A 16,152-nucleotide genomic window follows, 5' to 3' on the forward strand; every position below is an offset into this window, starting at 1 on the left:
CTTCAGGTCCTCGATGGCTTTTCAGAATTCAAAAATCAGCGCCCTATGTCGCGCTGTTTCATTTCAATTGGGTTTATTTGGGGTGAAATAGCCGGCCGCTCAATAGGCTTATACGCGCAAAACAGCGCGCCCGCCTCGCAAAATGGAAGCAGGAACAGCTTATGCCATTGATTATTCAACCCAATTGGCATTCATTTAATTAGGTAGAATGCTAATCAACTCTTTGATACCACAAATCCGGCGCAAGTTACAGCCGCGCGGACGCAGGCTGCAAATTGCGCTCTGACCGAATCCCGGCGTGTGTCGCCGGGTAATTCGGAACGCGCATGCGGAATGCGATCCGTTCCACTCATCGCGCTTCGGTATCAGGGTAGGACCTATCAGGGTCAGGGCCTATTAATTTGGCTTTCGGGCACTATCTGTGACGCATGACCTTGCCAAAGCTACTTGCCGCATGTCCCCATTCGGGGCAAAAGGTGAAGTTGCAGGCGCAGGCAGCGCTGCTCGAACAAACGGATGGACGGAATGGCTCACGACGCCGAAGCAATCATCGAACGCCGGAAATTGCGCAGGAAGCTGACGATCTGGCGCGTGGCCTTCCTGCTTCTGGTTGCCGCGCTGATCGCCGTCTTTGCGTCCTGGTCGCTGCGCGGCGCCAATTTCAGCCAGCCGCATATCGCCAAGGTGCGCATCGAAGGAACCATCTTCGAGAATGAGGAATTGTTGAAGCGCCTCGGCAAGATCGCCGGAGACGACGCGGTCAAAGGCGTGATTCTCGTCCTCGATTCGCCGGGCGGCACCACTGTCGGCGGCGAGGCGATCTTTGAAGCCGTGCGCAAGATCGCCCAAAAGAAGCCCGTGGTCACGCAGGTCGGCACGCTGGCAGCCTCCGCCGGATACATGATCGCCAGCGCCTCCGACCATATCGTGGCGCGGCAGACTTCCATCGTCGGCTCCATCGGCGTCCTGTTCCAGTATCCCGACGTCTCGAAGCTTCTCGACACAATCGGCGTGAAGGTCGAAACCATCAAGTCCTCTCCGCTCAAGGCAGAGCCCAACTATTTCAGCCCGGCCAGCGAGGAAGCCAAGGGCATGATCCGCAACATGATCATGGATTCCTATGCATGGTTCGTGGATATCGTTGAAAAACGCCGCTCGTTCACGCATGAACAGGCGCTGGCGCTTGCCAATGGCGCGGTTTTCACCGGCCGTCAGGCACTGGACAAGAAACTGATCGACGGCCTTGGCGGCGAGGAAGAAGCCGTGACCTGGCTCGCGAGCAAGGGGGTCTCCAAAGACCTGCCCCGCCTGGAATGGAAACCGGTCAGCAGCGACACGGGTTTTTCGGTGCGCGATCTCATCATCCATGCCGGTGCGCGCCTCCTCGGGGTTCCGCAGGAAGCAGGCAGCGTTCTCAAGGAGATCGCCGGGGATCGTATCTTTCTTGACGGACTTCTCTCGGTTTGGCACGTTGACGGAGCGCCTGAAGCGAATTGACGCCAAGCCGGTCGACTGACAATGTCCGGCAAACCGGACGCAGCAAACAAAACAACAGGGGTTTAAAGCCGTGATCAAATCGGAACTCGTTCAGATTATCGCCAGCCGCAATCCGCATCTCTTTCAGCGCGATGTCGAAAATATCGTCGGCGCGGTATTCGATGAGATCACCAACGCCCTTGCGGACGGAAACCGCGTGGAACTGCGCGGCTTCGGTGCCTTTTCGGTAAAAAATCGTCCCGCCCGCAGCGGCCGCAATCCGCGCACCGGCGAAACGGTCGAAGTGGAAGAAAAGTGGGTGCCGTTCTTCAAGACCGGCAAGGAACTGCGTGACCGTCTCAACGGCGCGGTCTGATAAGCATCATGGCGGCAAAACGCATCATCGCCATTATTGTTCTGGTACCGCTCGCCGTTGCGCTGATCGCGCTATCGGTCGCCAACCGGGCAACGGTGCAATTCACACTCGACCCGTTCAATCCGGGCAACCCTGCGCTATCCTATCATGCGCCCCTGTTCCTCTGGCTGTTCGGCGCACTTTTGATCGGTGTCGTCCTCGGTTCCATCGTGACATGGCTCACGCAGGGCAAGCATCGCCGTCAGGCCCGCCACAGCAAACAGGAGACGGCGCGTCTTCTGGAACGGGTGGAAACCGCCGAAAAGCGCAATACATCCCTTATCAATTCCTGAAACAGGGCCTAAACGCGCGACAATCAACGTTTTCCCCTTCCACGTGGGCGTCGTTTATCCTACCTAGAGCGGTTCCTGTTCGACTGAATCGTTGGAACCGCTCTAACTATTTGTTTTTACGCATTATCCTACGCAAAACCGCTTCACACTTTTGCTGGAAATGCTCTAGAGCGCCAAAGATGATTGGAGTTTCGGGTGAAGACGCCAAAAGGAAAAGGCAAAAAGCCCTCGGGCGGCAAGCAAGTGCCCAGGCAGGAGCGTGGGCAGGAGCGCAGCTCCGAGCGCGCGAAACACGATGCACCGCGCCCTGACAGCAAGTTTGCCAGCAAGTTCGACAGCAAGTCCGAAAACAGGGCTTCTTCCTTCAGGAAACCGCGCCCGCAATTTGCCAAGGCTGCTTCCAAGCCTTCGGAAGACAAGCCCATCGCGCCGCTTCGCGAGATAAAACCCTATTCCGGGGCACGTCCGGGCGAGCGCCTGCCGCTGATCCTCGAAACGGAACCTTCGCCCGATTATGCGCTCATCGACAGCGGCAACGGGCTGAAGCTGGAACAATACGGCCCCTACCGCATTGTGCGCCCGGAAGGTCAGGCGATCTGGTTGCCAAGCCTCCCGCAAAAGGAATGGGACGAGGCCGATGCCGTCTTCACCGGCAATACCGACGAGGAAGGCATGGGGCGCTGGGCGTTTCCAAAAGTGCCGCTCGGCGAGACATGGCCGATGCAGCACGAAGGCATTTCCTTCCATGGCCGCTTCACCTCGTTCCGGCATGTCGGCGTCTTTCCCGAACAGGCCGCGCATTGGTCGTTCATGGACGGGCTTATCCGCAAAGGCGTGAAGGCCGGACGCACGGTCAAGGTGCTCAATCTTTTCGGCTATACCGGCGTTGCCTCGCTAGTGGCTGCGCGCGCCGGAGCGGAAGTCACCCATGTCGACGCTTCCAAGAAGGCCATTCTATGGGCGCGCGAGAATCAGGAAATGGCCGGCCTTTCCGACAAGCCGATTCGCTGGATCTGCGAAGACGCGATGAAATTCGTCCAGCGTGAGGAACGCCGCGGCAGCTTCTACGACATTATCCTGCTCGATCCGCCCGCCTATGGGCGCGGCCCCAGCGGCGAAGTCTGGCAATTGTTCGAGCATCTGCCCGCCATGGTCGATACCTGCCGGTCGATCCTGACGCCAAAGCCATTGGCCGTCATTCTCACCGCCTATTCGATCCGGGCGTCCTTCTTCGCCATTCACGAACTGATGCGCGACCGTTTCACCGGCCTTGGCGGCACGGTCGAATCGGGCGAACTTATCCTGCGCGAACAGGCGGCAGGGCGCGCACTTTCCACTTCCATGTTCAGCCGCTGGGTAGCCAAATGAGCCGTAACGACGATTTTTCCAAAGGCCCCCGGGTGGGACAGGTCAAGGAAGTCACCAGCCTCGCCAATCCGATCGTCAAGGACCTGCGTTCGCTGGCGCTCAAGAAATTCCGCGACCAGCAGGGCGTGTTTCTGGCCGAAGGGCTGAAGCTCGTCATCGACGCGCTGGAGCAGGACTGGCGCATCAAGACGCTGGTTTTCGCCAAATCCGGCAAAGGCAACAAGCTGGTCGAGCAGGTCGCCGCCCGCACCTTCGCCAAGGGCGGGCTGGTGCTGGAAGTAACCGATAAGGTCATTTCCGCAATCACCCGGCGCGACAACCCGCAGATGGTGGTCGGTGTCTTCGAGCAGCAATACCGGCCGCTGCGCTCACTTGGCCCCAAGGGCAATGACGTCTATATCGCGCTCGACCGGGTGCGCGATCCGGGAAATCTCGGCACCGTCATCCGCACGGCTGATGCTGTCGGCGCAAAGGGTGTGATCCTGATCGGCGACACGACCGATCCCTATTCGCTCGAAACCGTGCGCGCCACCATGGGTTCGGTCTTTTCCGTGCCGCTCTACAAGGCGAGCGAAGCCGATTTCCTCAACTGGCGCAAGGGCTTTTCCGGCCTGATCGTCGGTACGCATCTGAAAGGCGCGGTCGATTATCGCACCATTCCTTACGCGAACAAGCCGGTCGTGCTGATGATGGGCAACGAGCAGCAGGGCCTGCCGGACAGTCTTGCCGGTGCCTGTGACAAGCTTGCCCGCATTCCGCAGGCGGGTCGCGCCGATTCGCTCAATCTGGCTATCGCCACCGGCGTCATGCTTTACGAAATCCGCCGCGAGGCACTCACGCTGGACGAAAGGTCCTGAGATGAAGCGCCACGTGGTCTGGTCCTCGCTTTTCGTCGTGATGCTCACGGTGCTGATCGATCAGTGCGTGAAATATCTCGTCGAAACGCGCATGGGCTATGGCCAGCAGATCGATCTCCTGCCCTTCCTTGCACTGTTCCGCACGCATAATGAAGGTATCGCCTTCTCCATGTTGGCATGGCTTCATGACGGCGGGCTGATTGCGATCACCGCGGCCGTCATCGTCTTCGTGCTTTATCTCTGGTGGACCAATGCGCCGAACCGCGTCTTTGCGCGCTATGGCTTCGCGCTGGTGGTCGGCGGCGCCATCGGCAATCTCATCGACCGCGTGGTGCATGGCTATGTGGTCGATTACATCCTGTTCCATCTGCCCACATGGTCTTTCGCCGTGTTCAATCTCGCCGATGCGTTCATCACCCTCGGTGCGGGACTGATCATTCTGGAAGAGTTTCTGGGCTGGCGGCGCGAGCGCACCGCGCGCTGAAACCGCGCCGGATATACTGCCGCCGGGGGGACGGGTTGATCGTTTCCGGGCTTTCGCATAATTTGAAACGGAAAAATTTAAAAGCTATTTGAAGGGGATAAGTTCCGTCGAGCCGTAATGACACATTGGTGACATGCTTCTGTCATTCTCGCGTAGCACTGAATCTGTACTGCTTCGGTCCAAATGGACGTGATGTCCGTGCAGGACCGTATGAACCGGGATTGGTTAGCCATCGCTGAAATATCAGTGGGAAAGCCGTTCAGGAATACGTGAAGAGACAAATCAGGAGCCATCGTCATGACAGTACTGCTTGGAATGGACCGGCAAATCATTGATGATACGATCATGTCAGGCTTAGAAGCACAACAGGCGCTGCTTGCGTCCAACGGTGACCCTGTCGTTCTGGGTCGCATCGGATCGCTGGAAGTGCGTCTTGCGAACTCGCGCGAGGCTATCGAAGCCGCGCAGGAACTGCGTTTCCGTGTCTTCTTCGATGAAATGGGCGCCCGCAGGGAAACCATCGAAGCCGTGGAACTGCGCGACGCCGACCGTTTCGATGCCATTTGCGATCATCTTCTCGTCTACGACACTGCACTGCCTGTGCCGGAACACCAGCAGATTGTCGGCACCTACCGCCTGATGCGCAGCGATCAGGCCGAAAAGGCGCTCGGATTTTACTCCGCTGACGAATATGACGTGCAGCGCCTGGCGCTGTCGCGCCCGAACCTTCGTCTTCTGGAGCTTGGGCGCTCCTGCGTGAAAGCCGAATACCGCTCCAAGCGCACGGTGGAACTTCTCTGGCAGGGGGCATGGGCTTATTGCCGCCGCCATTCCATCGACGTGATGTTCGGCTGCGCATCGTTCCACGGCGCGGTGCCGGCAGCACACGCGCTGGGCCTGTCGTTCCTGCACCATAATTGCCGGGCAACGCCGGACTGGGACGTACGCGCCCTGCCGCACCGTTATCAGGCCATGGATCTGATGCCGAAGGAAGCGATCAACAACAAGGTTGCGCTTTTCTCCATGCCACCGCTGGTGAAGGGGTATCTGCGCCTCGGCGCAATGATTGGCGACGGCGCGGTCATTGATGAAGCCTTCGGCACCACCGATGTGTTCATCATCCTGCCGATCGAGCGCATCTCCAGCCGCTACATCACCTATTACGGCGCGGAAGCTAACCGTTTTGTGTAAACTTGGCTGTTTTCCCCTCGGCCTTCGAGACGGCCCTTCAGGCCTCCTCAGGATGAGGGGAAACCCCTGCGGTTATCTTGCATCAAATCAGCCCAACGCCCTCACCCTGAGGTGCGGAGCATAGCGGAGCCTCGAAGGGCGAGGGTTCCGAGAACTCACGCCTTTCCGGCCAGTTCCTTCAATTTGTAGATCAGGTCCAGCGCTTCGCGCGGTGTGAGTTCGTCCGGGCTGATTGCCGAGACGGCCTGCGCAAGTTCGCTGTCTTTCGATGATGCCTGCGGCTTCGGCTTTTCCTGCAAAACCACGGAAAACAGCGGCAGATCGTCGATCAGCTTGTCGGCCTTGCCGGACGTTTCTCCCGCTTCGAGCTGATGCAGCACGTCACGAGCGCGATCGACCACCGCTTCGGGAAGCCCCGCAAGCCGCGCCACCTGCACGCCATAGGAACGGTCAGCCGCCCCCTTTGCCACTTCGTGCAGGAAGACGACATCATTGTCCCATTCCTTGACCCGCATGGTGACATTGGAAAGCCGCCCCAGCTTTTCCGAAAGCGCCGTCATTTCGTGGAAATGGGTAGCAAACAAGGCGCGGCAGCGGTTTTTCTCATGCAGATATTCCACGGCCGCCCAGGCGATGGACAGACCGTCGAACGTCGCCGTGCCGCGCCCGATTTCATCGAGGATGACGAGCGAGCGTTCACCTGCCTGATTGAGGATCGCCGCCGTTTCCACCATTTCGACCATGAAGGTCGAGCGCCCGCGCGCCAGATCGTCGGACGCACCGACGCGGCTGAAAAGCCGGTCGACCACACCGATCCGCGCCGATCCGGCGGGAACGAATGAGCCCATTTGGGCCAGAATGGCAATCAGCGCATTCTGGCGCAGGAAAGTCGACTTACCGCCCATATTCGGGCCGGTCAGCAACCAGATCGCACCATTTCCCCCGTCCTTTTGCGGGGAAAGATCGCAATCGTTGGCCACGAACGGATTGGCCGCCTGACGGCGCAGCGCCTGTTCCACCACCGGATGGCGACCGGCAACGATGTTGAAGGACAGGCTGTCGTCGACCAGAGGGCGGCAATAGCCCTGCCCTTCGGCAAGCACGGTAAGCGCCGCCGAAACGTCGAAGACGGCAAGTGCCGCCGCCGCCGCGCGAATGCTGTCGGCATGGCTGACGGCTTCGGCCGTCAGTTCCTCGAAAATCGCCAGTTCGATCGACAGGGCGCGGTCGGCGGCATTCGCGATCCTGCTTTCAAGCTCCGCCAGTTCGGTCGTCGTGAAACGCATCGCATTGGCCATGGTCTGGCGATGGATGAAGCGGCCCTTCACGTCGTCCGTATCGGTCATCGCCCCGGCATTGTTGGCCGTCACTTCGATGAAATAGCCGAGCACATTGTTATGCTTGATCTTCAGCGACTTGATGCCGGTTTCCTCGATATAATCGGCCTGCAAACCGGCGATCACCCGGCGCGACTGGTCGCGCAGCGCGCGCATTTCATCAAGTTCGCCATTATAGCCTTCGCGGACGAAACCGCCGTCACGCTTCAAAAGCGGCATTTCGTCGGCCAGCGCACGGTCGAGATGTTCGGCGAAAGCCACCGACATCTGCTCCAGCGCTTCCCGCGCGGCGGCCAGTTCGTTCGGCAGGAGCGCCCCGTTCAACAGCGAGGAAATGGCGCCCGCCGCCTCGAAGCCGCGCGCCAATGCACCCAGATCGCGCGGACCGCCACGACCGACTGCCAGTCGCGACAGCGCGCGCGGCATGTCCGGCACGCCCTTCAGTTCGTGCCGCAGGGCCTCGCAAAGCGATTGCTCGCTCAGGAACCACGAAACGGAATCGAGCCGCAGCGTGATCTTGCGGGGATCGGTCAAGGGCGCGGTCAGCCGTTCCGCCAGAAGACGCGCACCGCCGCCCGTCACCGTACGGTCAATCGCCTTGAGAAGGCTTCCCTCGCGACTGCCCGACATGGTGCGCACCAGTTCCAGACTGGCGCGGGTGGCGGGATCGATGAAGATCGTGCCGCCTTCATGTTCGCGTTCGGGGCGCATCAGCGGCGGTCGTTCGGCAATCTGCGTCTTCTCGATATAGGCGATGGCGCCGGAAATGGCCGACAGTTCCACGCGGCTGAACTGGCCGAAACCGTCGAGCGTCGCAACGTCATAATAGCGCTGGATACGGTTTTCAGCCGCCCCGCTGTCAAAAAGCGTCGCAGGCTGCGGCGTCACCGCCTTGCCCACCAGATCGAAGACCGGGCGCAGTTCCGCATCGTGGAAGGCTGTGTCCGCCACGACCAGCTCACGCGGATCGACCCGCATGATATCGGCAAAGAGCCGGTCAGGCGCGGTTTCCGATACGCGGAAGGTGCCGGTGGAAATATCGATCCAGGCAAGCGCCAGCGTCCCCTCGCCCCTGGTGCGGCCAAGCGCCATCAGGAAATTCGCCTCGGACGGGTCGAGCAGCTTTTCTTCCGTCAACGTGCCGGGCGTGACAAGGCGGATCACATCGCGCCGCACCACGGATTTGGCGCCGCGCTTTTTGGCTTCGGCCGGATCTTCGACCTGCTCGCAGACCGCGACCCGATAGCCCTTGGCGATCAGCTTCTGCAGATAGTCGTCCGCCGCGTGCACCGGCACGCCGCACATGGGAATATCCTCGCCCAGATGCTTGCCGCGCTTGGTGAGCGTGATACCGAGAGCGGCGGAAGCTTCCACGGCATCGTCGAAAAACAGCTCGTAGAAATCGCCCATGCGATAGAAAAGCAGCGAATCGACATTTGCCGCCTTGATCTCGATATATTGCTCCATCATGGGCGTCAGGCGAACGGGTGCGGCCTCGGCGGCGTTTTCTTCCGCTTTCAACGTGTTTTCGCTGGCCTTCGCTTCCATAGGTAAACCTTCATTTATTGCTTGGCAAACAATGCCAAAGTCATAAAATTTCGCATTCCATCGTTTTTGGATGAATATCTATTCCCGTAAGCGCTGTTTACACGATGCCTGACTGGCGCTATCGAGGTTTTCCCGCAGATGAAACCGGAGGGAACATGCCAGCCTCGACGCCGAAGGGCAACACATCAGAACGCGCACCCACAGCCAGTGAGAAGGAAGCGCTCGACTTTCACGCGCAGGGTCGTCCCGGCAAGCTGGAGATCAACCCCACCAAGCCCATGACCACGCAACGCGACCTCTCGCTTGCCTATTCGCCAGGCGTCGCCGTGCCGGTGAAGGCCATCGCGGAAGACGCGTCTCTGGCCTATGATTACACGTCCAAGGGCAATCTGGTCGCCGTCGTTTCCAATGGCACGGCAATCCTCGGCCTCGGCAATCTCGGCGCGCTGGCCTCCAAGCCGGTGATGGAAGGCAAGGCGGTGCTGTTCAAGCGCTTCGCGGATGTGGACTCCATCGACCTTGAAATCGATACGACCGATATCGACGCCTTCATCAATGCCGTGCGCTATCTCGGCCCGTCTTTCGGCGGCATCAATCTGGAAGACATCAAGGCGCCGGACTGTTTCATCATCGAGCAACGCCTGCGCGAACTGATGGACATCCCGGTGTTTCACGACGACCAGCACGGTACGGCGATCATCGCCGCCGCCGGTCTCATCAACGCGCTTCACCTGACGGGCCGCGACATGAAGACGACGAAACTCGTCTGCAATGGCGCGGGTTCTGCGGGCATCGCCTGCATTGAACTCATCAAGGCGATGGGCTTCGACCCGGACAATGTCATCCTTTGCGACACCAAGGGCGTTGTCTATCAGGGCCGCGAAGAAGGCATGAACCAGTGGAAATCGGCACATGCGGTCAAGACCGACCGCCGCTCGCTCGCCGATGCCATGAAGGATGCAGACGTGTTCCTCGGCCTGTCCGCCAAGGGGGCGCTTACGGAAGAAATGGTGCGTGTCATGGCGCCCAATCCGATCATCTTTGCAATGGCCAACCCCGATCCTGAAATCACGCCGGAAGAGGTTGCCCTCATTCGCGACGACGCCATCGTCGCCACCGGACGCTCGGACTATCCGAACCAGGTCAACAATGTCCTGGGCTTTCCCTACATCTTCCGCGGCGCGCTCGACGTGCGCGCAACCACGATCAACGATGCGATGAAGATCGCCGCCGTGCACGCCATCGCCGAGCTTGCCCGCGAGGACGTGCCGGACGATGTGGTCGCCGCCTATCAGGGCAGCCGTCCGCGCTTCGGTCCGAGCTACATCATTCCCGTGCCGTTCGATCCGCGCCTGCTCGCTTCCGTTTCGGCAGCCGTTGCAAAGGCTGCAATCGAAACCGGCGTTGCCGGGCGCATCATTGAGGACATTGAAGGCTACAAGCGGGAACTGTCGGCACGGCGCGACCCCATCGCCTCGACACTGCGCGGTATTTACGAGCGCGTGCGCCAGCAGCCCAAACGCATCGTCTTCGCCGAAGGCGAGGAAGAACAGGTGATGCGCGCCGCCGTTTCCTACGTCAATCAGGGGCTTGGCACCGCCATTCTCGTCGGTCGCGAAGAGCGCGTGCACAATACGGCCCAGGCGGCGGGTCTCGATCTCGATCGTCCGGGAATCGAGATCATCAATGCGCGCCTTTCCAGCCGCAACTCGGCCTATGCGGACCATCTTTACGAAAAGCTTCAGCGCAAGGGTTATCTGGCGCGCGACTGCCATCGCCTCATCAACAACGATCGCAACCATTTCGCGGCCTGCATGGTGGCGCTTGGCGATGCCGACGGCATGGTAACGGGCGTAACCCGCAATTATGCGACCGGCCTCGACGACGTGCGCCGGGTGATCGATTCCAAGCCCGGCCATCGCATGGTGGGCGTTTCGATCGCGCTTTGCCGCGAGCGGACCGTGTTCATCGCCGATACGGCAGTGCATGAAATGCCGACCGCAGCCGAACTTGCCGACATTGCCGTCGAAGCCGCCGGCATGGCGCGCCGCATGGGCTATGTGCCGCGCGTGGCGCTCACGGCATTCTCCACCTTCGGCCATATGGGCGGCGAGCGCTCGGCGCGCATTCAGGAAGCCGTCCGCATCCTTTCAACGCGCCATGTCGATTTCGAGTTCGACGGCGAAATGAGCGCGGATGTGGCGCTGAATCCGAAGCTGATGGAGCAATATCCGTTCATCCGCCTCTCCGGTCCCGCCAATGTCATCGTCACGCCGGACAATCATTCGGCGTCCATCGCCGCCGACATGCTGCAGGAGCTGGGCGGCGCGACCGTCATCGGTCCGCTGCTCGTCGGCCTCGACAAACCGGCGCAGATCGTGACGATCGGGGCGAAGGATTCCGATATCGTCAACATGGCGGCAATCACCGCCTATAATGCGACCAACTGAGCCTTTTGGCAGGCAGGAAGACAAAGGCCGGGCGAAATGCCCGGCCTTTGCTTTTGGATATTCATGTCCTGTAAAAGCGGCTATAGGATAATCCGTCGCCTCCCACTCCTGAAGCCGGACCCAAAACCCGCATGAGCGCACACGACCTTAAGCTGGAAGAAATCGTCAATCCCGAGACGCTGCGCCGCAAGATCAACGAACTGGCGGATTCGACGGGCGAAAGCTACACCAGTCTTCCCGTACGCAAGGTCGTTCTGCAAGCGCTGAAAGACGCGCTTGTACGCGGACGCGCCAATGCCGAAGGCCTGCTGATGAAGGATGGCGGCGGTACGCTGTGCGCGAAACGCCTTTCCTATCTCATGGACACGCTGATCGGAGCGCTCTTCAAATTCGCGGCCGCCCGGGTCTATCCCGCGATGAACCCGTCCAAGGCGGAAAACATGGCCGTCGTCGCGGTCGGCGGCTATGGACGCGGCGGACTGGCTCCCGGTTCGGATATCGATCTTCTCTTTCTCCTGCCCTACAAGCAGACGCCATGGGGCGAGCAGGTCGTGGAATACATGCTCTATATGCTATGGGACATGGGACTGAAAGTCGGCCATTCCACGCGCAATATCGACGAATGCCTGCGCCTTTCGCGGGAAGACATGACGATCCGCACGGCGATCCTCGATGCGCGTTTCCTGTCCGGCGACAAGGAGCTTTTCAAGACGCTTGTTTCCCGTTTCGACGAGGAAGTGGTCAAGGATACGGGGCCGGAATTCATTCAGGCCAAGCTTGCCGAGCGCGATGCGCGCCACCGCAAGGCGGGCGAAACCCGCTATCTGGTGGAACCGAACGTCAAGGAAGGCAAGGGCGGCCAGCGCGACCTGCACACGCTGTTCTGGATCACCAAATATTTCTACCGGGTCAAAAGCAAGGAAGAACTGGTCAAGCTCGGCGTGCTGTCGCGTTCGGAGCTGCGCCTGTTCAACAAGGCGGAGGATTTTCTCTGGGCCGTGCGCTGCCACATGCATTTCGCGACACTGAAGGCGGAAGAACGCCTGTCCTTCGACATTCAGCCGGAAATCGCCGAACGTCTCGGCTACACGGCGCATCCCGGCCAGAACTATGTCGAACGCTTCATGAAGCATTATTTCCTCGTCGCGAAGGATGTCGGCGACCTGACCCGCATCATCAGTGCGGCGCTTGAGGAACGGCAGGCCAAGCATGTGCCCGGCTTCAACCGCATTTTTCTCACCTTTTCCCGCCGCAAACGCAAGCTTTCCCCGGATGGCGGTTTCGTTTCGGAAAACCACCGCATCAATATTGCCCAGCCGGATGTCTTCAGGCAGGATCCGGTCAATATCATCCGCCTGTTTCATCTTGCCGACAGGCACGGGCTGGAATTTCATCCCGAAGCGATGCAGAGCCTTACCCGCTCGCTGAAGCTCATCAATGCGGAACTGCGCGAGAACCGGGAAGCCAACAGGCTTTTCCTCGAAATTCTTGCGTCCCCGCGCAACCCGGAACTGATCCTGCGCCGCATGAACGAATCCGGCGTATTGGGAAAATTCATTCCGGATTTCGGCAAGATCGTCGCGATGATGCAGTTCAATATGTATCATCATTACACGGTCGACGAACATCTGCTGCGCTGCATTGCCGTTCTCTCTGAAATGGAACGCGGCGAACTGGAAAACGAGCATCCCCTTTCCAACCATCTCATCACCACGCTCAAGCGTGACCGTAACCTGCTTTACGTCGCGCTGCTTCTGCACGATATCGCCAAGGGCCGCCCCGAGGACCATTCGGTGGCAGGCGCGCGCATTGCCCGCAGGCTCGGTCCGCGCTTCGGCCTGACGCCATCGGAGACCGAGACGGTGGAATGGCTGGTGCGCGAACACCTGACCATGAGCATGGTGGCGCAATCGCGCGATCTCAACGACCGCAAGACCATCATCGACTTCGCCGACACGGTGCAGACCATGGAGCGGCTGAAGCTCCTGCTCATCCTTACCGTCTGCGACATCAAGGCCGTTGGCCCCGGCGTCTGGAACGGCTGGAAAGGCCAGCTTCTGCGCACGCTCTTCTATGAAACCGAGCTTGTGCTGACGGGCGGATTTTCGGAACTTTCGCGCGCCGACCGCGACCGGCAGGCGCGGCAGGCGCTCGCCGAAAAACTGGCCGACTGGCCCCCGGCCGAACGCGACGCCTATCTTGGCCTGCATTATCAGAACTATCTCTTCACGGTCAGTCTGGACGATCAGGCGCGACACGCGCATTTCATCCGCGAGGCCGACCGCGAAGGCCGCGCGCTCGCCACCATGGCGAAGCCGCATACATTCGAGGCGGTGACGGAAATCACCGTCCTGGCGCCGGACCATCCCCGGCTTCTGTCGATCATCACCGGCGCCTGTGCGGCGGCGGGCGGCAATATCGTGGACGCGCAGATTTTCACCACCGGCGACGGGCGCGCGCTCGACACGATCCTCATCAGCCGCGAATTCGACCTCGATGACGATGAGCGCCGCCGTGCCGAACGGGTGGGCAAGGTGATCGAGGATATGCTTTCCGGGAAAACGCGTCTGCCCGACGTGCTGGCCAAACGCACCAAGTCGAGAAAAAATGCCAAGGCCTTCAAGGTCGAACCGCGCGTGGAAATCAACAACACGCTCTCCAACAAGTTCACCGTCATCGAAGTGGAAGGCCTCGACAGGCCCGGCCTCCTGTCGGAACTGACCGGACTTATTTCCGACCTGTCGCTCGATATTGCATCGGCCCACATCACCACCTTCGGCGAGAAGGTGATCGACAGTTTCTATGTGACCGATCTCGTCGGCCACAAGATTTCGAACGCTTCCCGTCAGGGCACGATCAGACGCAAGCTTCTCGCCCTGCTTGTCGGCGATGACAACAGTACGAAAACAAATAATCGCTCGCCCCAGGCGGCAGCGTAGGTTCGGGTATTTCAAGACAATGAGTTTGGTTAAAAAATTCGCCACGGTTGCGTCGGGCACGCTGATGAGCCGCATTTTCGGCTTCACGCGCGAGATGTTCATGGCGGCCGCGCTCGGCACCGGCCCGGTAGCGGACGCCTTCAACGCCGCCTTCCGTTTCCCGAACACGTTCCGCAGGCTTTTTGCCGAAGGCGCTTTCAATTCCGCCTTCGTGCCGCTTTTTGCCAAGGAAATCGAAAAGAACGGCCTGGATGGCGCGCGCCGTTTTTCCGAGGAAGTGTTCGGCGTGCTCTTCACCGTGCTCCTGTTCCTGACCATCGCGATGGAACTGTCGATGCCGTTTCTAGTGCGCACCGTCATCGCGCCGGGCTTTACCGGCGATGCGGTGAAATTCGACAATACAGTGCGGCTTGCCACCATCATGTTCCCTTATCTCGCCTGCATGTCGCTGGCAGCGATGATGGGCGGTATGCTGAACTCGCTACACCGCTATTTCGCGGCGGCGGTCGCGCCGGTCTTCCTAAACATCATCCTGATCGGTGTTCTGGCCGTGGCCTGGTGGCGGGGTCATGACGCGCTTGCCGTCGGCTATGGCCTCTCATGGGGCGTGATGGCCGCGGGCCTCGTGCAGCTTGCAATCGTCTGGATCGCGGTGCGTCATGCGGGCATCAGGATAGGCTTTCGCCGCCCGCGTCTCACTTCCGACGTCAAGCGGCTGCTCGTGCTGGCGCTTCCGGCCGCGATCACCGGCGGCATCACGCAGATCAATCTGCTGATCAACACCAATATCGCGTCCGGAATGGAAGGCGCGGTTTCCTCGCTTGTCTATGCCGACCGCATCTACCAGCTTCCGCTTGGCGTCGTCGGCATCGCGGTCGCGACCGTGCTCCTGCCGGAACTGTCGCGCGCGCTGCGCGGCGGACACATGAAGGAGGCCTCGAACCTCCAGAACCGCTCGGTCGAGTTCACGCTTTTTCTCACTCTGCCCGCCGCCGCCGCCCTGCTCGTCATGTCGGAGCCGATCGTGCGGCTTCTGTTCGAGCGTGGCAAGTTCAGCCCGGATTCCACGCTGGTCGTATCCGGCATTCTGGCGATCTACGGTCTTGGACTGCCTGCCTTCGTGCTGATCAAGGCGTTCATTCCGGGTTTCTTCGCCCGCGAGGACACCCGCACACCGATGGTCTTCGCCGCCATTTCCGTCGTCGTGAACGTCTCGCTTGCCATCACGCTTTTCCCGCTTTTCGGCCCGGCGGGCATTGCCACCGCCGAAATCGTCGCAGGCTGGGTCAATGCCGTCCTGCTTTTCGCAACACTGGTGAAGCGCGGCCATTGGGGCCAGGACATTCCGCTCCTGACCCGCATTCCGCGCCTCCTGTTCGCGGCCGGCGTCATGGCTTTCGGCATTCATTATGCCATCGGCTATTTCGCCTATGAGCTTTCGTCCGCCGCCCCCTTCGTGGTCCGGGCGGGCACCGTGGCAGCGATGGTGGTCGTGGCCATGACCGTCTATTTCGGCCTCGCTTTCGGCCTTGGCGGCGCAAGCACCGCCATGATCCGGCGTAACGTCAGGCGCGGCGCGGCAAGGAAGAAGCCGGAAAGCGAATCATAAAGCATAATCCGACCGGAGTGAAACGAGGATCGATAAGATTATGCTTGAAATGGAAAGCGTTAGAGCACCGATCTGATTCAATCAGATCGAAACGCGTTCTAATTCGCGCTTGAAAGGCGGATGCGTCTCTGCGAAAAGACCAGCGTTCAAAAAATCCCCGCTCTCCACCGGCGGGGCTAACTTTT

11 protein-coding genes are annotated in these 16,152 nt (G+C 60.1%); 10 read left to right on the forward strand and 1 reads right to left on the reverse strand.

Annotated features, from left to right (window positions below; all coding sequences use genetic code 11):
- Positions 1-525: 525 nt before the first annotated feature.
- The 7 genes from sppA to FHS76_RS00275 all read left to right on the forward strand — a co-directional run bounded on the left by sppA (position 526) and on the right by FHS76_RS00275 (position 6,084).
- On the forward strand, positions 526-1,497 hold the full coding sequence (sppA, locus tag FHS76_RS00245; RefSeq protein ID WP_183646345.1) for a signal peptide peptidase SppA: 972 nt from the start codon (positions 526-528) through the stop codon (positions 1,495-1,497).
- 70 nt (positions 1,498-1,567) lie between these two features.
- Positions 1,568-1,852 (forward strand): integration host factor subunit beta, encoded by a 285-nt coding sequence (locus tag FHS76_RS00250; RefSeq protein ID WP_183646348.1) that lies wholly within the window; start codon positions 1,568-1,570, stop codon positions 1,850-1,852.
- 8 nt (positions 1,853-1,860) lie between these two features.
- On the forward strand, positions 1,861-2,184 hold the full coding sequence (locus FHS76_RS00255) for a lipopolysaccharide assembly protein LapA domain-containing protein (RefSeq protein ID WP_183646351.1): 324 nt from the start codon (positions 1,861-1,863) through the stop codon (positions 2,182-2,184).
- 195 nt (positions 2,185-2,379) lie between these two features.
- A complete protein-coding gene (locus FHS76_RS00260; protein WP_183646354.1) occupies positions 2,380-3,552 on the forward strand; it encodes a class I SAM-dependent methyltransferase in 1,173 nt (390 codons plus the stop codon).
- Complete coding sequence (locus FHS76_RS00265) at positions 3,549-4,409, forward strand: TrmH family RNA methyltransferase (RefSeq protein ID WP_183646357.1); 861 nt, start codon at positions 3,549-3,551, stop codon at positions 4,407-4,409. The genes FHS76_RS00260 and FHS76_RS00265 overlap by 4 nt, the downstream gene beginning before the upstream one ends.
- 1 nt (position 4,410) lies before the next feature.
- Positions 4,411-4,893, forward strand: coding sequence for a signal peptidase II (gene lspA / locus FHS76_RS00270; protein WP_183646360.1), 483 nt, complete (start codon positions 4,411-4,413; stop codon positions 4,891-4,893).
- Positions 4,894-5,190: 297 nt separating this feature from the next.
- On the forward strand, positions 5,191-6,084 hold the full coding sequence (locus FHS76_RS00275; RefSeq protein WP_183646363.1) for a GNAT family N-acetyltransferase: 894 nt from the start codon (positions 5,191-5,193) through the stop codon (positions 6,082-6,084).
- Positions 6,085-6,239: 155 nt separating this feature from the next.
- Here the strand turns inward: FHS76_RS00275 and mutS are convergent, their stop codons facing one another.
- Positions 6,240-8,969: a DNA mismatch repair protein MutS gene (gene mutS, locus FHS76_RS00280; protein ID WP_183646365.1), complete on the reverse strand. Its 2,730-nt coding sequence runs from the start codon at positions 8,967-8,969 to the stop codon at positions 6,240-6,242.
- Between the two features lie 155 nt (positions 8,970-9,124).
- Between mutS and FHS76_RS00285 the strand changes: the two genes are divergently transcribed.
- The 3 genes from FHS76_RS00285 (at position 9,125) to murJ (ending at position 15,967) form a co-directional block, all read left to right on the forward strand.
- Positions 9,125-11,419: an NADP-dependent malic enzyme gene (locus tag FHS76_RS00285; protein WP_183646368.1), complete on the forward strand. Its 2,295-nt coding sequence runs from the start codon at positions 9,125-9,127 to the stop codon at positions 11,417-11,419.
- Between the two features lie 131 nt (positions 11,420-11,550).
- Positions 11,551-14,358 (forward strand): [protein-PII] uridylyltransferase, encoded by a 2,808-nt coding sequence (locus FHS76_RS00290; protein ID WP_183646371.1) that lies wholly within the window; start codon positions 11,551-11,553, stop codon positions 14,356-14,358.
- Positions 14,359-14,377: 19 nt separating this feature from the next.
- Entirely contained in the window at positions 14,378-15,967 is a 1,590-nt protein-coding gene (gene murJ, locus FHS76_RS00295) for a murein biosynthesis integral membrane protein MurJ (RefSeq protein WP_183646374.1), read from the forward strand.
- Positions 15,968-16,152 lie beyond the last annotated feature (185 nt).

The sequence above is a fragment of the Brucella daejeonensis genome (genome assembly GCF_014199265.1).
Lineage (GTDB): Bacteria > Pseudomonadota > Alphaproteobacteria > Rhizobiales > Rhizobiaceae > Brucella > Brucella daejeonensis.

Coding starts and splice junctions, on each gene's coding strand:
- sppA (WP_183646345.1), top strand. CDS start 526: ATGGCTCACGACGCCGAAGCAATCATCGAACGCCGGAAATTGCGCAGG.
- FHS76_RS00255 (WP_183646351.1), top strand. CDS start 1,861: ATGGCGGCAAAACGCATCATCGCCATTATTGTTCTGGTACCGCTCGCC.
- FHS76_RS00265 (WP_183646357.1), top strand. CDS start 3,549: ATGAGCCGTAACGACGATTTTTCCAAAGGCCCCCGGGTGGGACAGGTC.
- lspA (WP_183646360.1), top strand. CDS start 4,411: ATGAAGCGCCACGTGGTCTGGTCCTCGCTTTTCGTCGTGATGCTCACG.
- FHS76_RS00275 (WP_183646363.1), top strand. CDS start 5,191: ATGACAGTACTGCTTGGAATGGACCGGCAAATCATTGATGATACGATC.
- mutS (WP_183646365.1), bottom strand. CDS start 8,969: ATGGAAGCGAAGGCCAGCGAAAACACGTTGAAAGCGGAAGAAAACGCC.
- FHS76_RS00285 (WP_183646368.1), top strand. CDS start 9,125: ATGCCAGCCTCGACGCCGAAGGGCAACACATCAGAACGCGCACCCACA.
- FHS76_RS00290 (WP_183646371.1), top strand. CDS start 11,551: ATGAGCGCACACGACCTTAAGCTGGAAGAAATCGTCAATCCCGAGACG.
- murJ (WP_183646374.1), top strand. CDS start 14,378: ATGAGTTTGGTTAAAAAATTCGCCACGGTTGCGTCGGGCACGCTGATG.